Here is a 24,837-nt window from a genome sequence, read left to right on the forward strand (position 1 = left end):
TGTCGCACGCCGTCCCTGTGGCGCACCCGCCGTCCCTGCGGGCGGACGTCCCGCAGGGACGGCGCGCCGCCCCGCGCGGGTGCTACGCCTCGAAGGGGCGGGCCGGCCAGGGGGCGTCGGCGGGGCGGAGCGCGTCGAGACCGTCGCCGGCACGGGCCGCGACGAGCGACAGCACGCCCACCACCAGGCAGGTGTTGTGGAGCTCGCCCGCGAGGATCCCGCGCACCAGCTCGTCGAGCGGGACCCGCGCCACCTCCATGTCGGCCTCCTCCTCGGAGACCGCGTACCGGTCCCCCTCCGCGTCGGCGAGGTCCCGCGCCAGGAAGATCCGTACGGCCTCGTCGCAGCCGCCCGGCGTGGGGTAGACGTCCGCGAGGACCCGCCACTCCCCCGCCTTGGCGTACGCCTCCTCGTACAGCTCGCGCTGCGCGGCGTGGAGCGGGTTCTCCCCGGGCACGTCGAGCAGGCCCGCCGGGATCTCCCACAGCTTCTGCCGCACCGGGTGGCGGTACTGGCGCAGCACGAGCACCCGGCCCTGGTCGTCCAGGGCGAGCACGGCGACGGAGCCGGGGTGGACCTGGTAGTCGCGGCGGGCGACCGAACCGTCCGGCATGACCACGTCGTCCGTGCGGACACTCGTCTTGTTCCCCTTGAAGGGGGTGGCGGTGGCGACGACCTGCCACTCCTCCGGGGTGTCCTGCACCTTCATCTCTGTCCTCCCGTACCCGAAACCACATGCGAAAACCGGGGCACCGGCCCGTCAGGACCCGTACCCCGGCAACGTTAACGCCTGGCTACTTCTTGCCCGTCCTGCGCTCGACGGCCGCCTTCACCAGGCCCGCGAAGAGCGGGTGCGGGCGGGTCGGGCGGGACTTCAGCTCCGGGTGCGCCTGGGTGGCGACCAGGTAGGGGTGGATCTCCTTCGGGTACTCGACGAACTCGACGAGCTTGTTGTCCGGGGAGGTGCCGGAGAAGACCAGACCGGCCTTCTTCTCCAGCTCGGCGCGGTACGCGTTGTTCACCTCGTAGCGGTGACGGTGGCGCTCCTCGACGTACGGCTCGCCGTCGTAGGTCTCGCGGACGACCGAGCCCTCGGCGAGCTTCGCCGGGTACAGGCCCAGGCGCATCGTCCCGCCCAGGTCGCCGGCGCCCTCCACGTAGGCGAGCTGCTCCTCCATCGTGGAGACGACGGGGTGCGCGGTCGCCGGGTCGAACTCGGTGGAGTTCGCCTCGGGGATGCCCGCCAGGTTCCGGGCCGCCTCGATGACGATGCACTGGAGACCGAGGCAGATGCCGAGCAGCGGCACCTTGTGCTCACGGGCGTACTGGATGGCGCCGACCTTGCCGGAGACGCCGCGGTCGCCGAAGCCGCCGGGGATGAGGATGGCGTCGCAGTCGCCGAGCTGCTTCTCGGCACCGGCCTGGGTCTTGCAGTCGTCGGAGGTGACCCACTTGACCTTGACCCGCGCCTTGTTGGCGAAGCCGCCGGCGCGCATGGCCTCGGTGACCGACAGGTAGGCGTCGGGCAGGTCGATGTACTTGCCGACGAGCGCGACGGTGACCTCGTGGTCGGGGTTGTGGACGCGGTCCAGGAGGTCCTCCCAGACGGTCCAGTCCACGTCGCGGAAGGGCAGGTCGAGCTTGCGCACGACGTAGGCGTCGAGGCCCTCGGTGTGCAGCACCTTCGGGATGTCGTAGATCGACGGGGCGTCGATGGCGGCGACGACCGCGGCCTCGTCGACGTCGCACATCAGCGAGATCTTGCGCTTGATGGCGGTGGGGACCTCGCGGTCGGCGCGCAGCACGATCGCGTCGGGCTGGATGCCGATGTTGCGCAGGGCGGCGACCGAGTGCTGGGTCGGCTTGGTCTTCAGCTCGCCGGAGGGGCCGATGTAGGGCAGCAGCGAGATGTGCACGACGAAGACGTTGTCGCGGCCGACCTCGTGGCGGACCTGGCGGACGGTCTCCAGGAACGGCAGCGACTCGATGTCGCCGACCGTGCCGCCGACCTCGGTGATGACGACGTCGACGTCGTCGGTGGCCATGCGGCGGATCCGCGACTTGATCTCGTTGGTGATGTGCGGGATGACCTGCACGGTGTCGCCGAGGTACTCGCCGCGCCGCTCCTTGGCGATGACCTGCGAGTAGACCTGGCCGGTGGTGACGTTGGCCGAGCCGTCGAGGTCGACGTCGAGGAAGCGCTCGTAGTGGCCGATGTCCAGGTCGGTCTCGGCGCCGTCGTTGGTGACGAACACCTCACCGTGCTGGAAGGGGTTCATCGTGCCCGGGTCGACGTTGAGGTACGGGTCGAGCTTCTGCATCGTGACCCGCAGGCCCCGGGCCTTGAGGAGCGCACCCAGGCTGGAGGCGGTGAGGCCCTTGCCGAGCGAGGAGGCGACACCCCCGGTGACGAAGATGTGCTTGGTCGTCGTGGATTTGGGCGGCATCGCCAAGAGGGGGCTCCCGTGGTCGCGTTCTGGAGGTGCGAAGCGGCAGGTCCTCCGGAAGAATCGGGGGTGCCGTCGCTGCGGTTTCGGGGGTTTCGGCTGGCGCCGTTTCCCACCGGTCCACGGGGTACCAGGGTATCAGTGACATCAGGAGACCGCTTCCGGCCACACGGTCGGCGCGCCCGCCGACCGGGTGGGACGGGCCGCCGCGGGGCCGTCGTACGCCGCCGACGGGGCCCCGGGGGCGGATCGAAAACCGCTGTTCACCCGGGTGGAGCAGCGCCTCGCACGGGTGATCGCCACGGTCACCACGGTGCGGACCGTCCCGCCCGGCCGGGTCGCCGGGCGGCCGGCCGACGGCACCGCCCCCGCCCGCGGAACCGGACCGGGAGCCCGTGTCGGCTCCCCTCGATCCGCTGCCGGGGCCGGCCATCCCGCACACTGGCACCGCGGGCACTCCCGCAACTCGCATCTCGCAACATCTGCTGCACGCGCCCCGAGGGGCGGACGGGCCGTTCGACTGGAGTGAAGCACGTGGCCGGGCGTATCGAGGATTACGCACTCATCGGAGACATGCAGACCGCGGCGCTGGTCTGCCGGGACGGCAGTGTCGACTGGCTCTGCCTGCCCCGCTTCGACTCGCACGCGGTCTTCGCGGGCCTGCTCGGCACCGAGGAGCACGGCTTCTGGAGAGTGGGCCCGGCCGGGCCCCCTGACTCCGAGCCCGCCCCCGCGGACCGCCGCCGCTACCGGGGCGACTCGCTGATCCTGGAGTCCGAGTGGGACACCCCGCACGGCACGGTCCGGGTGACCGACTTCATGCCGCCGCGCGACGGCGCGCCGCAGCTGATCCGGATCGTGGAGGGCGTCAGCGGCCGGGTGCGGATGCGCTCGGCGCTGCGGATGCGGTTCAGCTACGGCCGGATCGTGCCCTGGGTCCACAAGGTCGGCGAGCGGACGGTCGCGGTCGCCGGGCCGGACTCCGTCTGGTTCGACAGCGACGCCGAGACCCACGGCGAGGACCTCACCACCTACTCCGAGTTCACCGTCGCCCCCGGCGACCGGATCACCTTCACCCTCTCCTGGCAGCCCTCGCACAAGGAGCCGCCGGCCCTGCCGGATCCCGAGGGGTCCCTGGAGGCGACGGCCGGCTTCTGGCGCGACTGGGTGGAGCACTGCACGTACCACGGCCCGTACCGGGAGGCCGTGGTCCGCTCGCTGATCACCCTGAAGGCGCTGACGTACGCGCCGACCGGCGGGATCGTCGCCGCGCCGACGACCTCGCTGCCGGAGGAGATCGGCGGCGTGCGGAACTGGGACTACCGCTACACCTGGCTGCGGGACGCGGCCATCACCCTCTCCTCGCTGCTGCGCACCGGCTACCGCGAGGAGGCCCGCGCCTGGCGGGACTGGCTGCTCCGCGCGGTCGCGGGCGACCCGGAGAACCTGCAGATCATGTACGGCATCGCGGGCGAGCGGGAGCTCGGCGAGGCGGAGCTGGACTGGTTGCCGGGGTACGAGAACTCCGGCCCCGTCCGGGTCGGCAACGGCGCGGCGAACCAGCTCCAGCTGGACGTGTACGGCGAGGTCGCCGAGGCCCTGCACCTCGCGCACATGACGGGCCTCTCCCGCAACGACTACGCGTCCCTGCTCCAGATCAAGTTGATCAACTACCTGGAGACCCACTGGAACCAGCCCGACGAGGGCATCTGGGAGGTCCGCGGCCCGCGCCGGCACTTCACCCACTCCAAGGTGATGGCCTGGGTGGCGGTCGACCGCACGATCAAGCTGATCGAGGCCGGGGACGCGGACGGGCCGCTGGAGCGCTGGCGCGAGCTGCGCGACGAGATCCACCGGGACGTCTGCGAGAAGGGCTACGACAAGGAGCGGAACACCTTCACCCAGTCGTACGGCTCCAAGGAGCTGGACGCCTCGCTGCTGCTGATCCCGCAGATGGGCTTCCTGCCGCCGGACGACAAGCGGGTGATCGGCACGATCGAGGCGATCCAGCGGGAGCTGTCCACGGAGGACGGCTTCGTGCTGCGCTATCCGACGGCCGGCGAGGAGGCGGGCGTCGACGGCCTGGAGGGCGACGAGGGCGCGTTCCTCGCCTGCTCGTTCTGGCTCGCGGACGACCTGGCGATGATCGGCCGGGTCGACGAGGCCCGCACCCTCTTCGAGAAGCTGCTGGCGCTCCGCAACGACCTGGGGCTGCTCGCCGAGGAGTGGGACCCGCGGCTCCAGCGGCAGGTCGGGAACTTCCCGCAGGCGTTCAGCCACGTCCCGCTGATCGACACGGCCCTGCGGCTGACGGCGAGCGGCGCGTACGGCGGCTGAGCGGCGGCCCCGGGGGCCCGGACCTACGATGAGAGGAGTTCTGGCCCCCGTACCGAAAGGGGGGCGGCCATGGCTCCCCACACCACCGTTCCGCCGAGCGCCCTGGCCGGGCTCCGCGAGGATCTGGCCGGTGAGGTGTACGTGCCCGGGGATCCGGGCTACGACGAGGCCAGGGCCGTCCACAACGGGATGATCGACCGGCGTCCGGCGGTCATCGCCCAGTGCGCGACCCAGGCCGACGTCACGAACGCGGTCCTCTTCGGCCGGGAGACCGGGCTGCCGATCGCGGTGCGCGGCGGCGGCCACAGCGTCGCCGGTGCCTCCGTCGTCGACGGTGGGCTCGTGGTCGACCTGCGCCGGATGCACGCGGTGGTCGCCGACCCGGAGCACCTGACGGTGCGGGTCGAGGGCGGGGCGCTCATGAGCCACCTGGACCGCGCGACCCAGCCGTTCGGTCTGGCGACGACCGGCGGGCGGGTGTCCACGACCGGCGTCGGCGGCTTCGTGCTCGGCGGCGGCTCCGGCTGGCTGGAGCGGAAGTTCGGGCTGGCCTGCGACAACCTGCTCTCCGTCGAGCTGATCACGGCCGGGGGCGAGCACGTGGTGGCGAGCGCGGAGGAGAACCCGGAGCTGTTCTGGGCGCTGCACGGCGGCGGTGGCAACTTCGGGGTGGCGACCTCGCTGACGCTGCGGCTGCACGAGCTGCCGCGGATGAGCATGGCGCTGCTGCTCTTCCCGCCCCGGTCCGGCCCCGAGGTGGTGCGCGCCTACCGGGAGCTGGCCGGGTGGGCGCCGGACGAGATCGGGGGCGGGGTGATCTACTTCCCGGCGCCGCCCGAGCCGTTCGTGCCCGGCCATCTGGTGGGGCAGCTGGTCTGCGGCGCGCTGGTGACGTGCGCGGGGCCGATGTCCCGGGTCCGCGAGGTCGTGGAGTCGCTGGTGGCGCTGCGGCCGGTGGTGGAGGTCGTCTCCGACATCCCGTACGCGGAGCTGCAGAGCATGCTGGACGACCCGCCGGGGCTGCGGAACTACTGGTCGGCGGAGTATCTGAGCGGTTTCCCGGAGGAGGCCGTGGACGTCTTCTGCGCGCGCGGCGAGCGGATCCCGGCCGGGACGCAGACGCAGCACGTGCTCTTCATGATGGGCGGGGCGGTGGCGGCCGGTCCGTCGGGCTATCCGCTGCCGTGGCGGACCGCGCCGTGGGTGGTGCACCCGTTCGCGACCTGGGAGGACCCGGCGGACGACGGGCGGGCGGTGCAGTGGGTGCACGACGTCCGCGCGGACATGCGGCCGTGGACCACGGACGCCGTGTACCTCAACTTCATCGGGGCGGAGGGCGAGCCGCGGGTCGTCGCCGGGTTCGGCGAGGAGAACCTCCCCCGGCTCGCCGCGGTGAAGGCGGCCTTCGACCCGGACAACGTCTTCCGCCACAACCACAACATCAGGCCGGCGGCCTGACCGCTACCGCAGGGCGTCGATCACCTCCCGCGCGGCCCGTTCGCCCTCGGTGGCGCCGCCCTCCATGAAGCCCTGGAAGTCGTAGGAGCAGTGCTCGCCGCCGATGTGGACGTTGCCCTGGGCGGTGCCCTCGTACCCCGCGTAGCGGTGGAGGTAGCCCACCGGCCAGCAGGAGTAGGCGCCGAGCGCGTTCGGGTTCTCGTGCCAGGCGGAGAGCTGGGCGCGGCCGTTCCAGGCGCGGGAGGTGCCGGGGAAGAAGGCGTCGACGCCGGCGAGGTGGCGGTTCACCAGGTTCCGGACGTAGGGGTCGGACTCGGTGGAGAAGGGGCCGGCGGGGTCGAGTCTCCGGGCGAGGCTGCCGCCGTTGTACTGGATGAGGATGCCGCCGGTGCCGCCCTGGAGCTTGGTGGTGTCCCAGGTCTGCTGGACGTCGAGGTCGGTGAAGCAGTCGCCGGCGGAGACCCCGGGCCAGGGACCGGTGCCGCGCCAGGGGCGGGTGCCGAACTGCATGTTGAGCTTGGTGCAGTAGCCCATGCGGGCGTCCCGGAGGAGGTTCGTCATGAGCGGGTCGAAGCCGGCCCGGGTGAGGTCGAGCCGCTGGAGGACGGGCAGCGGGACGCACAGGACGGTGTGGTCGGCGGTGACGGTGCGGGTGGTGCCGCCCTCGGTGAAGGTCAGCGTCTGGGTGCCGTCGGCGTTGGCCCGTACGCCCTGGAGGGAGGAGCCCATGCGGAGGGTGCCGGGCGCGAGGGCGGCGGCGATGGCGTTCGGGAGCCGGTCGTTGCCTCCGGTGATGTGGTAGCGCTCGTTGGACAGGCCCCAGATGTTGAAGTTGCCGGGATTGGTCTGGTAGCCCATGAGGAGGACGAGGGCGAGCGAGGACTGTTCGGTGGTGTCGGCGCCGTACTCGACGTTGTAGGCGACGTCGATGAACTTCCCCAGCGGCGAGGCGTGCCCGCCGGGGACGCGGCTCTCGATCCACTCGTACACCGACAGGTTGTCGAGGGCGGTGCCGGTGGGCGTCGTCCGGTTCCAGGAGACCTCCCCGGCCTCCGACAGGTCGCGGCGCAGGGCCTGGTAGACGCCGTTGAAGTCCTCGTCGGCCTGGTGGCGCGGGTAGTAGCCGCCGTCGAACCAGAGGACCTCCTCGGCGCCGTTGGGTCCGCCGCCGAGGAAGTCCTCGACGGGGAGGCCGAAGCGGCGGCAGAGCTCCAGCATCTTCTTGTGGCCGGTGTCGATGAGCTCGCCGCCGATCTCGGAGGTCTGCCCGTAGGCCCAGTGGGTGCGCTGGGTCCAGATGCGGCCGCCGACGCGGGCCGGGTCGGCCTCGTACAGGACGGGGGCGAGGCCGGCGTCCTGGAGCGTGAGGGCGGCGGTGAGTCCGGCGATGCCGGCGCCGACGACGGCGATCCGGGCGTCGGACCGCACCGGGGGGTCGGGGACGGCGGCGACGGCGGGCGCGGCCGCGGCGGAGACCGCGAGGCCGGCCGCGGCCGCGGCCTTGAGGAGGGTGCGGCGGCCGAGCGGGTCGTTCCGCAGGCCGCGCAGCTCGTCGACGGGCAGGCCGAGCCGGCGGGCGTCGGCGTGGTCGGCGGCGAGGCGGTTCAGGAGGTGCATCGGGCGGGTGCGTGCCATGGGGCGCTCCTGGAGGGATGAGGGGTCAGCTGTGCGCTGCGGGTACGGGCTCCGCCTGCTCGTCGTCGCGTTCGGCGGCGTCCTCCAGGACGATCCGGCCGATGATCTCGTACCGCTCGGGGCGCCGGGCCTTCAGGTAGAGGCCGAGGGCGAGGCCGCCGAGGAAGACTCCGCCGACGATCCACGGGATCGCCTCGAAGAAGAGGGAGTCGGCGGCGAGCCCGGCCGCGGTCTCCATGTTGACGACGAGGAGGAGGACGACGGCGGTCATGCCGATGCCGCCGAGGAGGGGGGCGGTGAGGGTCCTGAACCAGTGCCGGTCCTCGGGGTGGTTCCTGCGGAAGTAGCCGATGACGGCGAAGGAGCAGAGGGTCTGCACGATGAGGATCGCCATCGTGCCGAGGATCGCGAGCAGCGTGTAGAGGTGGATGTAGGGGTCCTGGCCGGTGATCCAGAAGGCTCCGACGAGGGCGACGGCGATGACGCTCTGCGCGAAGGAGGCGAGGTACGGGGAGCCGTGCTTCGGGTGGGTGCGGCCGAGGGCGGGGTGGAGGAAGCCCTCGCGGCCGATGGCGTAGAGGTAGCGCGAGGCGCACTGGTGGAAGGCCATGCCGCAGGCGAAGGAGCCGGTGAGCAGCAGCCACTGGAAGGCGTCGACGGCCCAGGCGCCGATGAAGGTGCGGGCCGGCGCGAAGAAGAGGTCGAGCGGGCTGCTGGAGGACGACAGTTCCACGGAGCCGGTGAGGCCGTTCCCGGCGATCGCCATCCAGGAGACGTAGATGTAGAAGAGGCCGACGCCGACGACGGAGATGAGGGTGGCGCGGGGGATGACGCGCTTGGGGTCGCGGGACTCCTCGCCGTACATGGCCGTCGACTCGAAGCCGACCCAGGACCAGAAGGCGAAGAAGAGGCCGAGTCCGGCGGAGGCGCCGGTGAAGGCGTTCTTCGGGTTGATCGGCTCGACGGGGATGCCGTCGGGGCCGCCGCCGTGGAGGAGGACGGCGGTGGCGACCGCGAAGAGGACGGCGATCTCCGCGATGAGCATGACGCCGAGGGCCTTGGCGGTCAGGTTGATGTCGAAGTACGACAGGACGGCGGTGACGGCCAGCATGGCGGCCGCGTAGAGGATCCACGGCAGGTCGGCGCCGAGCTGGTCGGCGACGGTGGTCTTCGCGAAGTAGGCGAAGACGCCGACGATGGACGCCTCGAAGACGATGTACGCGAGGACGGCGAGCATGCCGGAGGCCATGCCGGCGATGCGGCCGAGGCCGTGCGAGATGTAGCCGTAGAAGGCTCCGGCGGCGGTGATCCGCTTGGCCATGGCCACGTAGCCGACGGAGAAGACGGTGAGGACGAGGGTGGCGAAGAGATAGCCGGCGGGCGCGCCGGTGCCGTTGCCGAAGCCGACGGCGATGGGGAGGTTTCCGGTCATCGCGGTGATCGGCGCGGCGGTGGCCACGGCCATGAAGACGACGCCGACGAGCCCGACGGAGTTCGCCTTGAGCCGGTCGACGCGGGGCGCGGGCCCCTTGCTGGAGGTGTCTGCCATGGCGCGAGAGCATCCTCGGAAGTGATGTAGGCCACAAGCGACAGGTGGTCACACAATTCCCGCCACGGCACGACGAGTTGCCGGTCCGTTGTACGAAGTGTCCGACCGGTTGACGATCGGGTGATGTGCGGGAAACACGCCGGGCGATACCGTCCGCCCATGGACACGCAGGGCGGCATCACCGTACAACGGGCACTCGAACTGCCGGGGCTCCGCGGCGGCCTTCCGGAGGTCGTCGCCGGGGCGGACCGGCTCCAGCGGACCGTGCGCTGGGTGCACGCCGGCGAGGTGCCGAACATCGCTTCCCTGCTCAAGGGCGGCGAGCTGCTGCTGACGACCGGCCTGGGCCTCGGCACCCGCCCGGCCGAGCAGCGGGCCTTCGTCCGCCGCCTCGCCGACCGCGGCATCGCCGCCCTCGTCGTCGAACTCGGCCCGCGCTTCGCCCGGCTGCCGGCGACGATAGTGGACACCGCGCGGGCCGCCGGGCTGCCGCTCGTCCAGCTCCACCGCGAGGTGCCCTTCGTCGCCGTCACGGAGGAGATCCACACCGAGATCGTCAACGGCCACTACGCGCTCCAGCGGCAGGCCGAGGAGGTCCACCGGCAGTGCACCGAGGCGCTCCTCGGCGGCGGCGGGGTGCCGCAGGTCCTCCGGATCCTCTCCGGCTTCGCCGCGAACCCGGTCTTCCTGGAGACCGCCGAGGGGCAGCTCCTGTACGCGGCGGGCGCCGAGTCCGGGCCCGCCGACCCGCTCCAGGTCTGGGACGGGCTCCGCGGCCAGCGCGCCGCCCGCGAGTCCGGTCCGCCGACCGGCACGGTCCTCGTCGACGTCCCCGGCGGAGGCCCCGGTACGGGCTCGGTGCGGGCCCGCCTCGTCCTCCTGGCGGTCTCCGGCGCCCTCTCCCCCGTCCACCGGATGGCCGCCGAGCGGGCGGCCGGGCTCCTCGCCGTCGTCCTCATGCAGGCCCGGCAGGAGGAGGAGCTGGCGGCCCGGGGCCGCGGCGACTTCCTGACCGACCTCGCGGAGGGCCGGATCTCGGCCGAGGACGCCCCGGCGCAGGCCCGTGTCCTCGGCTTCCGCCCCGGCGACGGCCCGCTGCTCCCCGTCGTCATGCGGCTCGCCCCCGAACTGTCCCCGTCCGGCAGCTGGGCGCTGCTCGCCCGCGCCGTCCACGAGGAGCTGGCCGCCGTCGGCGTCCCCGCGCTCCTCGGCGTCCGCCCGGTCGAGGGCCGCGTCCCGCTCCTCCTGGGCCTGCGCTCGGAGTCGGAGCGGACGGCGGTCGCGGACCGGGTCGCGGCGGCGCTGCGGGCCGGCGTCGAGCGGGCCGGCCTCGAAGGCGCCGGCGCGCATCCGCCGGTCGTGGTGGTCGGCATGGCCGGCGGCTGGGCGGCGGCCTCGGCGGGCCTGCGGCACGCGGCGGAGACGGCCGCGGCGGCGCAGGGCCTGACGGACCGGCCCTGGTACGACGCCCGGCGCCTCGACATCGACCTGCTGCTGTGGCGGCTGCGCGACCACCCGGACCTGGCGGCCTTCGTCGACCGCGCGATCGGTCCGCTCCGCGACCACGACCGCGCCTCGCGGCCGCCGCTCCTGCCCACGCTGGAGACGTACCTGGCGCACGCGGGCCGCAAGGCGGAGACGGCCCGCGAGCTCCACCTCAACCGCCAGACCCTCTACAACCGGCTGGGCCGCATCTCCGAACTCCTCGGCACGGACCTGGACGACCCGCAGACGGTCCTGGCCCTGTCCCTGGCGCTCCGCGCGCGGCGGCACACCGTGTAGCCGGTCCGTGGGCGGGCGCGCCCGCGGTCCGGTTCGTCGCCGGGTTCCGCGGGGGTCACCGCGCCACCAGTTCGTCGTACACGCTCAGGACGTGCGCGATGGTGTCGTCCTCCGACGGCCACGTCCCCGCCTGCACGCGCCCCGCCGCCGCGAGGTCCATCCGCCGCTCCTCGTCCTCCAGGAGGCCCCGCACCGCCGCGGCCAGCGCCGCCGCGTCGCCGTAGGGCACCAGTTCCGCCGCGTCGCCGACGAGTTCCGGTACGCCGCCGACCGCGGTGGCGACCAGCGGCACCCCGAGGCGCAGCGCCTCCTGCGCGAGCAGGGACCGGGCCTCCCAGCGCGACGGCAGCACCGCGACGTCCGCCGCGGCGAGGAGTTCGGCGACGTCGTCGCGGCGTCCGATGAGCCGCACGGCGAGCCGCTCCGCCTCGATCCTCCGCTGCAGCGCGGCCCGTTCGCGTCCCTCGCCGGCGATGACGAGCAGCGGCCGCGGCTCCAGCTCGCGCCACTCGCGCGCCGCGTCGAGCAGCGTCCCGTACCCCCGCCCGGGTTCGAGCGCGCCGACGGCCATGAGCAGCGGCCGGTCGACGGCGCCGAGTTCGGCGCGGGCCTTGCCGTCGTGGAGGCAGACGGGTCCGCGTCCGGCGGGCACGGTGACGGGGGCGAGCCGCGCGTCGCGTGCCCCGCGCCGCCGGGCCCGGTCGACGAGTTCGGAGGAGGTGCCGAGGACGACGGCCGCGGCCCGTACGGTCCGGCGTTCCAGGAGCCGTACGAGCCCGGCCTTGGGACCGTCGGCGTACGGCCGCCCGTGCCAGGTGGTGACCAGCGGGGTGCGGGCGGGCCCGACGGCGCCGGAGATCGCGAGCGCGGCCCGGACGGAGGCGTGCAGTCCGTGCGCGTGGACGATGTCGGCGCCGATGCAGGCGTTGCGGAGCACGCCGACGGTCGCGGGGTCGTTGCGGCGCGGCAGCGGCACGACGTGCGCGCCGGCGCCCGCGTAGTCGTAGAGGCGGTCGAGCTCGGCCGGAGCGCACACGGTCACCCGGACGCCCCTCGCCACCAGCCCCGAGGCAAGTGATCTGACGTGAGCGCTGCTGCCCGCGCTGCCGCCGCCCAGCACTTGGACCGTACGGAGCTGTGTCACGCGCCCAAGGATGCCAGCACCGGCCGCCACCCGTACGCACGTTCCGGCACCGACACCGTGACGTTCCCCGCCGCGCCGGGTGCCGGTTGCCCGGCCCCGCCCCCGGATTCACCCGTCCGAGCGAGCGCGCGCACCAACCCCGCGCGCCCCGGAGACGCCCGGGTGCCCGCCTGGCGCCGGTCCCGGACCGCCCCCGCGCGGGAGACCTCCGTGCGGAAGGCCTTCGCGCGGGGCGCGCCTCAGGCGTCCGCCCTGGCCGTGGCCAGGAGCTCCTCCGCGTGGGCGCGGGCGGTCTCGGAGTCCTCCTGGCCCGCGAGCATGCGGGAGAGCTCGCGGACCCGCTCCTCGCCCTCCAGGACGGTGACGCCGGACCGGGTCACCGAGCCGTCGTCGGTCTTCTCCACCAGCAGCTGCCGGTCGGCGAAGGCCGCCACCTGCGGCAGGTGGGTGACCACGACGACCTGCGCGGTACGGGCCAGCTTGGCGAGGCGGCGGCCGATCTCCACGGCCGCCTTGCCGCCGACGCCGGCGTCGACCTCGTCGAAGAGGTACGTCGGCACCGGGTCGACCCCGGCGAAGACCACCTCGACGGCGAGCATGACCCGCGACAGCTCACCGCCGGACGCGCCCTTGGCGATGGGCCGGGGCGGCGCGCCCGGGTGCGGGGCGAGCAGCAGTTCGACCTCGTCGGCGCCGGACGGCCCGTACGCGACCCACCGCCCGCCGACCAGGACGCCGTTCGCCTCGTCGGCCGCCTCGGTCTGCCGGATGTCGAAGGACACCCGCGCGTGCGGCATGGCGAGCGAGGCCAGCTCCGCGGTGACCGCCCCGGCGAACCGGTCCGCGGCCTCCGTGCGGGCGTCGGTGAGCCGCTGCGCGAGGACGGACAGCTCGTCGCGGAGCCGGTCCCGCTCGGCGGTCAGCTCCCCGATCCGCTCGTCGTCGCCTTCGAGCTCCCCGAGCCGCTCCGCGCTCTCCTCCGCCCAGGCCAGGACGGCCGTGACGGACTCGCCGTACTTGCGGGTGAGCTGGGTGAGCGCGGCCCGCCGCTCCTCGACCGCGGCGAGCCGCAGCGGATCGGCGTCCAGGTCGTCGGCGTACCCGGCCAGCTCCTGCGCCACGTCGGCGAGCAGGATGGAGATCTCCCCCGTCCGGTCGGCGAGCGCGGCGAGCGCCGGGTCGTGCGCGCGCACGGCCTCCAGGGCCCGGCCCGCCCCGCCGACGAGCGTGGTCGCGTCGACGGACTCCGGGTCCTCCGGGTTCCCGGCGAGCGCGGCGTGCGCGAGCGCGGCGGCGGAGGCCAGCGCCTCGGCGTGCCCGAGCCGCTCGGCCTCGGCGGCCAGCTCCTCGTCCTCGCCGGCCCGGGGCGCGACGGCCTCGATCTCCGCGAGCCCGAAGCGCAGCAGATCGGCCTCCTGGGCTCGCTCACGTGCCCGGGTGGTGATCTCGTCCAGTTCGGTGGTGACGGCCCGCAGCCGCCGGTACGCCTCCCCGTAGGCGGCGAGCGGACCGGACACGGCCTCGCCGGCGTACCGGTCGAGCGCACCGCGCTGCCGGGCGGGCTTCAGCAGGCCCTGCTGGTCGGTCTGGCCGTGGACGGCGACGAGTTCGTCGGCGAGCTCGGCGAGCAGGCCGACGGGCACCGAACGCCCGCCGAGGTGGGCCCGCGAGCGCCCCTCGGCGGAGACCGTGCGGGTCACCAGCAGGGCGCCCTCGTCGAGCTCCGCCCCGGCCTCCTGGGCCCGCACCGCGGCCGGCGCGCCGGGCGGCAGGGTGATCCGCCCCTCGACGACCGCCGAGCCCGCCCCGATCCGTACGAGGGCCGGGTCGGCCCGGCCGCCGAGCAGCAGCCCGAGGCTCGTGACGACCATGGTCTTGCCCGCGCCGGTCTCACCGGTCACCGCGGTGAAACCGGGCGACAGCTCGACCACCGCGTCGTCGATGACCCCGAGCGACCGTATCCGCATCTCCTCCAGCACGCCCCAGACCATACGAGGTTTCCGTGCCGGGACGCGACATCACCCCCACCTCGGGGTGGTGCCGGGGGCGGGCGGTCAGTGGGGCGCGCCCCGCCAGCCGGAGACCGGCAGCGCGAACTTGGCGACGAGCCGGTCGGTGAAGGAGGCGTGGTGGAGCCGGGCGAGCCGGACGGGGACCTCGCCGCGGCGGACCTCGACCCGGGCGCCCGAGGGCAGTTCGACGGTCCGCCGCCCGTCGCACCACAGCACGCCGTGCGGGGTGTGCGGCTCGACCTCGACGGCGAGGACGGAGTCGGGGGTGGTGACGAGCGGCTTGGCGAACAGCGCGTGCGCCCCGATCGGCACCATGAGCAGCGCCTCCACCTCGGGCCAGACGACCGGGCCGCCGGCGGAGAAGGCGTACGCGGTCGAGCCGGTCGGCGTCGCGCAGATCACCCCGTCGCAGCCGAAGCCGGTCACCGGGCGCCCGTCGATGGCGAGGACGACCTCCAGCATCCGCTCCGGGGACACCTTCTGGACGGCCGCCTCGTTGAGCGCCCAGTCGCGGTGCAGGACGTCGCCGTTCTGGTAGACGGCGACGTCGAGGGTCATCCGCTCCTCGACCTCGTACGCCTTGGTGACGACCCGGTCGACGACCTTGTCGAGGTCGTCGCGCTCGGCCTCGGCGAGGAACCCGACCCGGCCGAGGTTGACGCCGAGCATGGGGACGCCGGAGGCGCGGGAGAACTCGGCGCCGCGCAGCAGCGTCCCGTCACCGCCGAGGACGATGATCAGTTCGCAGCCGTCGAGCGCCTCCGGGCACTCGTCCGGGATCCGCTCCACGGAGGGCGGCAGCGGCAGGTCGGCCGCCTCCGCCTCCAGGACGCGGACGCCGATGCCGCTGCGCAGCAGCCCCAGCACGACGAGTTCGGCGCTGCGGACGGCGGCCGGCCGGCCGGTGTGCGCCAGCAGCAGGACGGTACGTGGTGCCTGTGGTGCCGCTGTCTCTGTCAACGAGGTCCCTCCGCCACGGCTCGGTCGACATCCGCCGGATCGAGTGCGGGCGCCCCGGCCCGCAGCCACAGAAAGTACTCGACGTTCCCGGAGGGGCCGGGCAGCGGGCTGGCGGTGACGCCGAGCACGCCGAGTCCCAGCCCGGCCGCCTGCCGCGCCACGTTCTTCACGGCGTCGGCGCGCAGCTCGGCGCTGCGGACGACGCCGCCGGAGCCGAGCCGCTCCTTACCCACCTCGAACTGGGGTTTCACCATGAGGACGAGGTCGGCGCCGGGCGCGGTGCAGGCCGCGAGCGCGGGCAGCACGAGGCCGAGCGGGATGAAGGAGAGGTCGCCGACGACGAGGTCGACGGGGATCCCGTCGATGGCGTCCAATGTCAACTCGCGCACATTGGTGCGGTCCTTGACGGTGACCCGCGCGTCGCTCTGGAGCGACCAGGCGAGCTGCCCGTAGCCGACGTCGACGGCGACGACGTGCGCGGCGCCCGCGCGCAGCAGCACGTCGGTGAAGCCGCCCGTGGAGGCGCCGGCGTCGAGCGCCCGGCGGCCCTCGACGACGAGCCCGAGCGGGACGAAGGCGGCGAGGGCGCCGGCGAGCTTGTGGCCGCCGCGCGAGACGTAGTCGGGGTCGGAGTCGTCCTGGGAGACGACGATCGCCGCGGCGGTCTCGACCTGGGTGGCGGACTTGGTGGCGACGGTCTTGCCGACGGTCACCCGGCCCGCGGCGATCAGCTGGCCGGCGTGCTCGCGCGAGCGGGCGAGCTTGCGCCGGACCAGCTCGGCGTCGAGTCGGCGGCGTGCCACTCCTGCCACGTTGGGTTCAGCTCCTGGGGTCGTGCGGACGGGGTGCGGCGGCGGGCGCGTCGAGCGAGGTGAGCTCGGCGCGCAGGCCGCGGTGTACATCCTCGTATACCGCGAGGTGTCCGTCCGCCGCGAGGTGGTCGGTCTCGGCGAGACGCTCCAGGAGCGCGTCGACGGCCGGCAGTCCGGTGGGCTCCCGGCCGACCCCCAGCGGCGCCGCCGCGGCGGGCCCGTCCGCCGCCGGATCGGCGCCGGCGTCCGTGCCGGAGTCCGTACCGGCGTCCGTCATCGCTTCGCTCATGCCTCGACGCTACCGCGAAGCCCTGGGGTACCGTCGACGGCGATGGCGACGATCACGGAGTGCCGCGAGGCGCTCGACAAGCTGGCGGACGGGCTCACGCGGGCGGAGGGCTCCGTGCGGGGCGCGGCCGCGTTCGACCGCACCCTGAGCTGCCACCTCACGGACCTGGACACGACCTTCACCGGCCGGCTCGCGGGCGGCCGGATGGTCGTGGAGTCGACGGTGGCGGGGCCGCCGCCGGAGAAGGCGCAGATCCGCCTCAGGATGACCGGCGACGACCTGGTCGCGATGGTGGAGGGCCGGCTGCACTTCGCGAAGGCCTGGGCCTCCGGCCGGGTCGGCCTGGAGGCCGGCTTCCGCGACCTGCTGCGGCTGCGCTCACTTCTGTAGCGCGGCCTCCTGGCCCTCGACGGCCGTCCGGCCCTCGGCGGGCTCCTTCGGCGTCCCCTCGACGGGCTCCTTCGCCTCGCCCTCCGCCGGGCCGTCCACCGGCCGCGCCGGGACGGACCGCCTGGCGCGCGCCTGCCGCCCGGCGGGGACGACGAGCGGGGTGCCCGTCTCCGGGTCCTCGATGACCTGGCAGCGCAGCCCGAAGACCCGCTCGACCAGCTCCGCGGTCACCACCTCCGACGGCGGCCCTTCGGCGACGACCTCGCCGCCGCGCACCGCGATGAGGTGGGTGGCGTACCGGGCCGCGTGGTTGAGGTCGTGCAGGACGGCGACGAGCGTCCGCCCCTGGGTCTCGTGCAGCTCGGCGCAGAGGTCGAGGACGTCGATCTGGTGCTGGATGTCGAGGTACGTGGTCGGCTCGTCGAGCAGCAGCAGCGGGGTCTGCTGGGCGAGGGCCATGGCGATCCACACCCGCTGGCGCTGGCCGCCGGAGAGCTCGTCGACGAAGCGGTCGGCGAGCTCGGCGACGCCGGTGGACTCCATCGACTCCTGGACGATCCGCTCGTCCTCCGGCGACCACTGGCGCAGCAGCCCCTGGTGGGGGTAGCGGCCGCGGGCGACGAGGTCGGCCACGGTGATGCCGTCGGGCGCGATCGACGACTGCGGCAGCAGGCCGAGCGTCCGGGCGACCTTCTTGGCCGGCAGGGAGTGGATGGACTGCCCGTCGAGCAGCACCCGGCCCTCGGTGGGCTTGAGCATCCGGGACAGGGCGCGCAGCAGGGTGGACTTGCCGCAGGCGTTGGGCCCGACGATGACGGTGAAGGAGTGGTCGGGGATCTCGACGGACAGGTCGCGGGCGATGACCCGCTGCTCGTACGCGAGGGTGACCGACTCGGCCCCGAGCCGCTGCCGCTGCCGATCGCTCATGGGGGTACTCCTGGTGTCCTGGTTCGAGTGGTCCTGGGGCGCGCTCATATCCGGCCCGCCTTGCGTTCGCTGACGAGCAGCCAGAGGAGGTAGCAGCCGCCGAGGATGCCGGTGATGACGCCGACGGGCAGCCGGCGGTCGCCGAAGGCGTTGCCGGCGATCCAGTCGGCGCTCAGCAGCAGCGCGGAGCCCATGACGGCGGAGACCGCCAGGTTCGGGCCGGGCGCGCGGGTCAGCCGGCGGGCCAGCTGGGGGGCGCTGAGGGAGACGAAGACGATCGGTCCGGCCGCCGAGGTGGCGACGGCGACGAGCAGCACGGCGGAGGTCATCAGCACGATCCGGGTCCGCTCGACCCGCACGCCGAGCGCGTACGCCGCGTCGTCGCCCATCTCCAGCATCCGCAGCGCCCGGCCGTGGCCGAGGACCAGCGGCACGAGCACGCAGCAGACGGCGAGCAGCGGCCAGAACTGGGTCCAGTCGCGTCCGTCGAGGGAGCCGGTCATCCACACGGTGGCGCGGGTGGCGTCCACCAGGTTGGCCTTGGTGATGAGGTAGTGGATGACGGAGGTGAGCATGGCGGCGGCGCCGATGCCGACGAGCACCAGGCGGTAGCCGTGCACGCCCCGCTTCCAGGCCAGCAGGTAGATGACGGCGCCGGTGAGGACGCCGCCGACGACGGCCCCGAGGGCGGTGGCGACGGCGCTGCCCTGGAAGAGGACGATCACGGCGAGCGCGCCGACGGTGGCGCCCTGCCCGAAGCCGATGACGTCGGGGCTGCCCAGCGGGTTGCGCGAGATCGACTGGAAGACGGCCCCGCCGAGGGCGAGCGCGGCGCCGACGAGGACCGCGACGAGGACCCGCGGGAGCCGCAGCTCCATCACGGCGAACTCCTGGACGACGGTCCCCCGCCCGAGCAGGGTGTCGAGGACCTCGCCCGGGGTCATGGGGAAGTCGCCGGTGCAGACGAGGACGGTGCCGACGGCGAGGGTGAGCAGGATCAGCCCGAGGCCGGAGAACGCGGCCCGCGGCGCGTACCGTACGGAGACTCCGCCGCCGGTCCGCAGGGTCTTGGTGGTCACAGCTGGGCCATCCTCTTGCGGCGTACGAGTCGGATGAAGACGGGTCCGCCGACGAGGGCCGTCACGATGCCGACCTGCAGTTCAGCGGGGCGGACGACGACCCGGCCGAGGACGTCGGAGCCGAGCAGGAGCACGGGCGCGAGCACGGCGGCGTACGGCAGGATCCACCGCATGTCGGGTCCGGTGATCGCGCGGACCATGTACGGCACCATCAGGCCCAGGAAGACGATCGGCCCGCAGGCGGCGGTCGCGGCCCCGCACAGCAGGGTGACGGAGAGCATGGCGACGACCCGGGTCCGGTTGATGCCGACGCCGAGCGCGCGGGCGGAGTCCTCGCCCATCTCCATGGCGTTGAGCGGCCGGGCGATCCCGAGCGCCAGCACGGTGCCGACCAGGATGAACGGCGCGACCCGGCCGACGGTCTCCATGTCGGCGGAGGCCAGCGAGCCGACGGTCCAGAAGCGGAGCCGGTCGAGGGCGGCCGAGTTCAGCAGCTGCACGGCGTTGACGAAGCCGTACAGGGCGGCGGTGGCGGCGGTGCCGGCGAGCGCGAGCCGCACCGGCGTCGCGCTGCGGCTGCCCCCGAGGACGTACACGACCACCGAGACGACGGCGGCGCCGACGAAGGCGAACCACACGTAGTCGCGGACGTCGGTGACGCCCAGGAAGGCGATGGCCGAGACGACGGCGGCGGCCGCGCCCGCGTTGACCCCGAGCAGCCCGGGCTCCGCGAGCGGGTTGCGGGTCAGCCCCTGCATCACGGCGCCGGCCAGGCCGAGCGCCAGGCCGACGAGCAGCCCCAGCAGGGTGCGCGGCACGCGCACGTCGTGGATGACGACGTCGTTGCCGACGCCGCTGTTGTGGAACAGCCCGTGCCACACGTCACCGAGCGGCACCGGCTTGGCACCGATCATGATGCTGAGGACACAGACAAGCAGCAGGGCACCGACGGCTGCGAGCAGCCCGAGGGCGCGCACGGAATTCCGGCGCTTCGGGATCTGCCCGGACTTCACCGGCTCCGCGCTCGTACGGGAGGGACTCTCGACCAACACGGAGTTAGGTTAGCCTACCCAATATTGATCTAGCAGGGGCTGGTGGCCTCGAATCCGGAAAACCCCCTTCCCACCGGCCTCCCGCCCACCGGCCCCGGTCCTACAGCCCGAGCCGGGCCAGTGCCTTCCCCGCGTCGAGCCCGCACGCCCCGGCCCCGGCCGACGCCCACGCCGCCCCGCACAGCGCCCGCAGCCCGTCGAGCGCGTCGGAGCCCTCGGCGCCCTCCAGGACGAGCGCGTCCCCGGCCGCCGAGGCCCGCCACCCGCCGCACCGGACCCCGCCGTCCGACTCGGACACGACCTCCGGCTGCCCCTGGAGCAACCCCCGCAGGTCCGCCGCCACATACGTCGGACGGTGCTCCGGCACGGCCGCGAGCAGCGTCACCGCGTCGGTGACCCCCGTCAGCACGAGCAGCGAGTCGACCCCGCCGTGGAAGGCGCCCTCGATGTCGGTGTCCAGCCGGTCGCCGACGACCAGCGGCCGCCGCGCCCCGGTCCGCAGCACGGTCTCCCGGTGCATCGGCGGCTGCGGCTTCCCCGCGACCTCGGGTTCGACCCGCCCGCCGGTGGCGATCCGCACGACCTCGACGGCGGCGCCGTTCCCCGGTCCGATGCCCCGCGCGCCCGGGATCGTCAGGTCGGTGTTGGAGGCGTACCAGGGCACGCCCCTCCCGATCGCGTACGCCGCCTCCGCGAACCGGCCCCAGGCCATGTCCGGCCCGCCGTACCCCTGCACGACGGCCACCGGCTCGTCGTCGGCCGACTCGACCGGCACGAGCCCCCGCTCGCGCAGCGCCACCCGCAGCCCCTCGCCGCCGACGACGAGCACCCGGGACCCGGCGGACACGTCCTCCGCGACCAGCCGCGCCACGGCCTGCGCCGAGGTCACGACGTCGCCGGGGTCGGCCGCCACCCCCAGCTCGGTGAGGTGCGCGGCGACCGCGTCCGGCGTCCGCAGCGCGTTGTTCGTCACGTACGCCAGCCGCATCCCGCGCTCGCGCGCCGCCCCGAGCGCCTCGACGGCGTGCGGGATCGCCGCCCCGCCCGCGAAGTACACGACCCCGTCGAGGTCGAGCAGCGCCGTGTCGTACGCCTCGCTCAGCGGCGCCGCGCTGCCACCGGGCCGAAGCCTCTCCGTCCGCCGCTCCCGGCCGTCTCGCGCCATGACCACCCGCTCCTCACTCACACCGCTCCGTCCCCGCTCCCCCGATCATCGCTCATCCGCGCCGCCCGCCTACCATTGCGAGATGAACACCTCAGGTCACGCGGCCGACGCCGTCCGCGACGACACGGCGGGACTGCGCCTGCATCCGTTCCGCGGCATCCGCTACGTCCCCGACCGGGTCGGCAGCCTCGCGGCCGTCACCTCGCCGCCCTATGACGTCGTCGTACGACCTGACGGACTGCTCCACCTGGAGTCCGCCGACCCGCACAACATCGTCCGGCTGATCCTGCCCCAGGCGGTCACGGCGGGCACCCGCCACCGCAAGGCCGCGGTGACGCTGGACCGCTGGCTCGCCGACGGCGTCCTCGCCCCCGACCCGGCCCCCGCCCTGTACGTGTACGAACAGCGGGGCGACGGCGTCCTCCAGCGCGGCGTCATCGGCGCCCTCGAACTGTCCACCCCCGACGAGGGCGTCGTCCTCCCCCACGAGGACGTCATGCCGCACGTCGTCGAGGACCGCGCCGCCCTGATGCGCACGACGGCCGCGAACCTGGAGCCGCTGCTCCTGACCTACCCGGGCGACAGCGACGGCGCCGACGCGGTGATCGAGCGCACGATCCTGGGCGAGCCGCTGCTCGCGACGACCACCGAGGACGGCTTCAGCCACCGCCTGTGGGCGGTCACGGACCCGGCCGAGCAGGCGGCGATCACGGCCGAACTCGCCCGCCACCAGGCGCTCATCGCGGACGGCCACCACCGCTGGGCGACCTATCTGCGGCTGCGCGACGAGCAGCCCTCCCCCGGCCCCTGGAGCCAGGGCCTGGTCCTCCTCATCGACACGGTCCGCTACCCCCTGCGGGTCCGCGCGATCCACCGCCTCCTGAGCCGGCTCCCGGTCCCGGAGGCCCTCGCCGCCGTCGGCGACGCCTTCCGCGTCCGCCGCGTCGAGCTCCCCCTGCCGGGGGCCCTGGAGGCCCTTGCCGAGGCCGCCGCGGAGGGCAACGCCTTCCTCCTCGCCGGCGACGGCGCCTTCCACCTCTTGGACCGTCCGGACCCGGCGCTGCTGGCCCGCACCGTCCGCGCCGACCGGCCGGAGGCCTGGCGCACCCTGGACGCGACGGTCCTGCACGCCACGCTCCTGGACCACCTGTGGCACGTGCCGGACGCCCCCGAGGACATCGCCTACATCCACGACACGGCGGCGGCCGTCGCCCAGGCCGAGCGCCGGGGCGGTACGGCGGTCCTGATGCACCCGGTCCGTGAGGAGGTCGTCCGCGACCTGGCCCGCCAGGGCGTGACGATGCCCCGCAAGTCGACCTCGTTCGGGCCGAAGCCGGCCACGGGCCTGGTCCTCCGCAGCCTCGCCCTCGACTGACCCGCAGACGAACGCGGAAGGGGCGGCACCCGTCGGGCGCCGCCCCTTCCTCATGTCACCGGACGTCAGCCGGCGTCGCCCTGACGCTCGCCGTCCGCGGCCTCGTCGTCGTCTTCGTCGGTCTCGTCGGTCTCGTCGTCCTCGTCGGTCTCACGGTCGTCGGCCGGGCCGGCGTCGGACGCGACCGCGTCCTTCTCGACGTCGTCCTCGTCCTCGTCGTCCTCGAAGGCGTCGACGAACTCGACCCCGTCCAGCTCGGCGAGCCGGTCGGAGGCGTCCGTGGCACCGTCCTTGTCGGCCTCCAGGGCCTTGGCGAACCACTCACGGGCCTCCTGCTCCCGCCCGGCGGCGAGCAGGGCGTCGGCGTAGGCGTACCGGAGCCGTGCGGTCCACGGGTGGTTGGCGCTGGACGCCAGCTCGGGGCTCTGCAGGGTCACGATGGCGGCGTCGAGCTGCCCCATGTCCCGGCGGGCGCCGGCGGCGACGAGCCGCATCTCGACCTGCCCGGCCTTGTCGAGCTTCTGCACCTCGGGCTCGCCGGCCATGGCGAGCGCCCGCTCGGGTCGGCCGAGGCCGCGCTCGCAGTCGGCCATGACGGGCCACAGGTCCACGCCGCCGCTCATCCGCCGCGCGGCCCGGAACTCGGCCAGCGCCTCGGCGTACTTCTGGTTGGCGTACGCGGCGAAGCCGGCGGCCTCGCGGACGGCGGCGACGCGCGAGGCGAGCCGCAGGGCGACGCGGGAGTAGCCGTAGGCCTTCTCCGGGTCCTCGTCGATCAGCTGGGCGACCATGACGAGGTTGCGCGCCACGTCGTCGGCGAGCCCCTTGGGCAGGCTCATCAGCTCCTGGCGCACATCGGGGTCGATCTCCTCACCGGTGACCTCCGGCGGGATGGGCAGCCGCTTGAGCGGCGCGCGGTCGCTCCGCTCCCGGTCCCCGCCACGGTCGTCCCGGCGCCCGTAGCCGCCCCGGTCGTCCCGTCCGCGGTACCCACCGCGGTCGCCACCCCGGTCGTCCCGCCCACGGAACCCACCGCGGTCACCGCGGTCGTCACGACGGAAGCCACCGCCGCCGCCACCGCGGTTGTCGTCACGGCGGTCGTCACGGCGGAAGCCGCCACCGCGCTGGTCGCCACCGCGGTCGTCACGGGAGTAGGACGGACGCTCGTCGCGCCGGTCGTCACGGCGGAACGAGGAGGGACGGTCGTCACGGCGGAACGACGAAGGACGCTCGTCGCGGCGGTCGTCGCGGCGGAAGCCGCCACCGCCACCGCGGTTGTCGCCACCACGGTCGTCACGACGGAACCCGCCGCCACCACCGCCGCGGTTGTCGTCACGGCGGAAGCCGCCACCGCGCTGGTCGCCACCGCGGTCGTCACGACGGAAGTCGCCGCCACCACGGTTGTCGTCACGGCGGAAGCCACCACCGCCACCGCGGTTGTCGTCACGGCGGTCGTCACGACGGAACGAGGAGGGACGGTCGTCACGACGGTCATCGCGGCGGTCATCGCGGCGGAAGCCGCCACCGCCACCGCGCTGGTCGCCACCACGGTCGTCACGACGGAAGCCGCCGCCACCGCCGCGGTTGTCGTCACGACGGAAGCCGCCACCGCGCTGGTCGCCACCGCGGTCGTCACGACGGTCGTCGCGGGGGAAGGAGGGGCGGTCGTCACGGCGGAACGACGAAGGACGCTCGTCGCGGCGGTCATCGCGGCGGAAGCCGCCACCGCCACCGCGGTTGTCGCCACCACGGTCGTCACGACGGAACCCGCCGCCACCACCACCACGGTTGTCGTCACGACGGAAGCCGCCACCGCGGTTGTCGCCACCGCGGTCGTCACGACGGAAGTCGCCGCCACCACGGTTGTCTCGGTTGTCGTCGCGGCGGAAGCCACCGCCGCCACCGCGGTTGTCGCCACCACGGTCGTCACGACGGAAGCCGCCGCCACCGCCGCGGTTGTCGTCACGACGGAAGCCACCGCCGCGCTGGTCGCCACCACGGTCGTCACGGCGGAACCCGCCGCCGCCACCGCGGTTGTCGTCACGACGGAAGCCGCCACCCCCGCGGTTGTCACCGCGGCTGTCGTCACGACGGGGGCCACGGTAGCCACCGCGGTCGCCACCGGCACCGTCCCTGCGACGCGGCTCGCGCTCCGGACGGTCGTCGGGAGAGTTGGTGGACATCGGTGTGACTCCTGTCTTCGGGTACTGCAGTCATTCTCGCGCAGCCGGCACCCGGCCGCGCTTTGGAAAAGTCAAGCAAAAACAAAAGGACCCCTGGTCCCAGCGTGAACGCTGGGACCAGGGGTCCTGAAGATTTGTTCGGCGGTGTCCTACTCTCCCACAGGGTCCCCCCTGCAGTACCATCGGCGCTGAAAGGCTTAGCTTCCGGGTTCGGAATGTAACCGGGCGTTTCCCTAACGCT

Annotated in this window: 20 protein-coding genes and 1 rRNA gene; 5 read left to right on the top strand and 16 right to left on the bottom strand. The window is 73.9% G+C overall.

The window, feature by feature from the left end; genetic code table 11:
- Positions 1-82: 82 nt before the first annotated feature.
- Together ACFZCF_RS24215 and ACFZCF_RS24220 are read right to left on the bottom strand one after the other, a co-directional pair.
- Complete coding sequence (locus ACFZCF_RS24215; protein ID WP_388447321.1) at positions 83-709, bottom strand: NUDIX domain-containing protein; 627 nt, start codon at positions 707-709, stop codon at positions 83-85.
- Between the two features lie 85 nt (positions 710-794).
- Positions 795-2,447: a CTP synthase gene (locus ACFZCF_RS24220; RefSeq protein ID WP_388447323.1), complete on the bottom strand. Its 1,653-nt coding sequence runs from the start codon at positions 2,445-2,447 to the stop codon at positions 795-797.
- A 534-nt stretch (positions 2,448-2,981) separates the two neighbouring features.
- On the opposite strand from ACFZCF_RS24220, the gene ACFZCF_RS24225 reads away from it, so the two are divergent.
- Together ACFZCF_RS24225 and ACFZCF_RS24230 are read left to right on the top strand one after the other, a co-directional pair.
- On the top strand, positions 2,982-4,784 hold the full coding sequence (locus tag ACFZCF_RS24225; RefSeq protein ID WP_388447325.1) for a glycoside hydrolase family 15 protein: 1,803 nt from the start codon (positions 2,982-2,984) through the stop codon (positions 4,782-4,784).
- A gap of 69 nt (positions 4,785-4,853) precedes the next feature.
- Positions 4,854-6,242: an FAD-binding protein gene (locus ACFZCF_RS24230; RefSeq protein WP_391288696.1), complete on the top strand. Its 1,389-nt coding sequence runs from the start codon at positions 4,854-4,856 to the stop codon at positions 6,240-6,242.
- Positions 6,243-6,245: 3 nt separating this feature from the next.
- Here ACFZCF_RS24230 and ACFZCF_RS24235 read toward each other — a convergent pair whose 3' ends face one another.
- Positions 6,246-7,877, bottom strand: a complete 1,632-nt coding sequence (locus ACFZCF_RS24235) for an FAD-dependent oxidoreductase (RefSeq protein WP_391288698.1) — start codon at positions 7,875-7,877, stop codon at positions 6,246-6,248.
- Positions 7,878-7,902: 25 nt separating this feature from the next.
- Positions 7,903-9,426: an amino acid permease gene (locus tag ACFZCF_RS24240; protein ID WP_391288700.1), complete on the bottom strand. Its 1,524-nt coding sequence runs from the start codon at positions 9,424-9,426 to the stop codon at positions 7,903-7,905.
- 159 nt (positions 9,427-9,585) lie between these two features.
- Here ACFZCF_RS24240 and ACFZCF_RS24245 point away from each other — a divergent pair, with 159 nt between their 5' ends.
- On the top strand, positions 9,586-11,208 hold the full coding sequence (locus ACFZCF_RS24245) for a PucR family transcriptional regulator ligand-binding domain-containing protein (RefSeq protein ID WP_391288702.1): 1,623 nt from the start codon (positions 9,586-9,588) through the stop codon (positions 11,206-11,208).
- Positions 11,209-11,263: 55 nt separating this feature from the next.
- Here the strand turns inward: ACFZCF_RS24245 and ACFZCF_RS24250 are convergent, their stop codons facing one another.
- From ACFZCF_RS24250 to ACFZCF_RS24270, 5 genes are all read right to left on the bottom strand, one after another.
- On the bottom strand, positions 11,264-12,352 hold the full coding sequence (locus tag ACFZCF_RS24250; protein ID WP_388447335.1) for a glycosyltransferase family 4 protein: 1,089 nt from the start codon (positions 12,350-12,352) through the stop codon (positions 11,264-11,266).
- A 239-nt stretch (positions 12,353-12,591) separates the two neighbouring features.
- A complete protein-coding gene (gene recN, locus ACFZCF_RS24255; RefSeq protein ID WP_388447337.1) occupies positions 12,592-14,343 on the bottom strand; it encodes a DNA repair protein RecN in 1,752 nt (583 codons plus the stop codon).
- 63 nt (positions 14,344-14,406) lie between these two features.
- Complete coding sequence (locus ACFZCF_RS24260) at positions 14,407-15,324, bottom strand: NAD kinase (RefSeq protein WP_189953218.1); 918 nt, start codon at positions 15,322-15,324, stop codon at positions 14,407-14,409.
- A complete protein-coding gene (locus ACFZCF_RS24265) occupies positions 15,321-16,136 on the bottom strand; it encodes a TlyA family RNA methyltransferase (RefSeq protein WP_388447340.1) in 816 nt (271 codons plus the stop codon). The genes ACFZCF_RS24260 and ACFZCF_RS24265 overlap by 4 nt, the downstream gene beginning before the upstream one ends.
- A 7-nt stretch (positions 16,137-16,143) precedes the next feature.
- Complete coding sequence (locus tag ACFZCF_RS24270; protein WP_391288706.1) at positions 16,144-16,425, bottom strand: hypothetical protein; 282 nt, start codon at positions 16,423-16,425, stop codon at positions 16,144-16,146.
- Positions 16,426-16,467: 42 nt separating this feature from the next.
- Here ACFZCF_RS24270 and ACFZCF_RS24275 point away from each other — a divergent pair, with 42 nt between their 5' ends.
- Positions 16,468-16,815, top strand: coding sequence for an SCP2 sterol-binding domain-containing protein (locus ACFZCF_RS24275; RefSeq protein ID WP_388447342.1), 348 nt, complete (start codon positions 16,468-16,470; stop codon positions 16,813-16,815).
- On the opposite strand, the gene ACFZCF_RS24280 is transcribed toward ACFZCF_RS24275, so the two are convergent.
- The 4 genes from ACFZCF_RS24280 to ACFZCF_RS24295 all read right to left on the bottom strand — a co-directional run bounded on the left by ACFZCF_RS24280 (position 16,804) and on the right by ACFZCF_RS24295 (position 21,038).
- Positions 16,804-17,742 (bottom strand): ATP-binding cassette domain-containing protein, encoded by a 939-nt coding sequence (locus tag ACFZCF_RS24280; protein ID WP_391288709.1) that lies wholly within the window; start codon positions 17,740-17,742, stop codon positions 16,804-16,806. The two genes, ACFZCF_RS24275 and ACFZCF_RS24280, sit on opposite strands and share 12 nt — an antisense overlap.
- 44 nt (positions 17,743-17,786) lie before the next feature.
- Positions 17,787-18,821 (bottom strand): FecCD family ABC transporter permease, encoded by a 1,035-nt coding sequence (locus tag ACFZCF_RS24285; protein WP_388447346.1) that lies wholly within the window; start codon positions 18,819-18,821, stop codon positions 17,787-17,789.
- A complete protein-coding gene (locus ACFZCF_RS24290; protein WP_391288711.1) occupies positions 18,818-19,873 on the bottom strand; it encodes an iron chelate uptake ABC transporter family permease subunit in 1,056 nt (351 codons plus the stop codon). The genes ACFZCF_RS24285 and ACFZCF_RS24290 overlap by 4 nt, the downstream gene beginning before the upstream one ends.
- A gap of 100 nt (positions 19,874-19,973) precedes the next feature.
- A complete protein-coding gene (locus ACFZCF_RS24295; protein WP_391288713.1) occupies positions 19,974-21,038 on the bottom strand; it encodes an HAD hydrolase-like protein in 1,065 nt (354 codons plus the stop codon).
- Between the two features lie 82 nt (positions 21,039-21,120).
- Here ACFZCF_RS24295 and ACFZCF_RS24300 point away from each other — a divergent pair, with 82 nt between their 5' ends.
- Positions 21,121-22,413, top strand: coding sequence for a DUF1015 family protein (locus ACFZCF_RS24300; protein ID WP_391288715.1), 1,293 nt, complete (start codon positions 21,121-21,123; stop codon positions 22,411-22,413).
- A gap of 65 nt (positions 22,414-22,478) precedes the next feature.
- Here the strand turns inward: ACFZCF_RS24300 and ACFZCF_RS24305 are convergent, their stop codons facing one another.
- The 3 genes from ACFZCF_RS24305 to rrf all read right to left on the bottom strand — a co-directional run.
- Positions 22,479-23,267: a hypothetical protein gene (locus tag ACFZCF_RS24305; RefSeq protein ID WP_391288717.1), complete on the bottom strand. Its 789-nt coding sequence runs from the start codon at positions 23,265-23,267 to the stop codon at positions 22,479-22,481.
- Entirely contained in the window at positions 23,252-24,502 is a 1,251-nt protein-coding gene (locus tag ACFZCF_RS24310; RefSeq protein ID WP_391288719.1) for a hypothetical protein, read from the bottom strand. The genes ACFZCF_RS24305 and ACFZCF_RS24310 overlap by 16 nt, the downstream gene beginning before the upstream one ends.
- Before the next feature lie 230 nt (positions 24,503-24,732).
- A 5S ribosomal RNA gene (gene rrf / locus ACFZCF_RS24315) occupies positions 24,733-24,837 on the bottom strand; the annotation flags it as partial.

Source organism: Streptomyces sp. NPDC007945 (assembly GCF_042958885.1).
GTDB lineage: Bacteria > Actinomycetota > Actinomycetes > Streptomycetales > Streptomycetaceae > Streptomyces.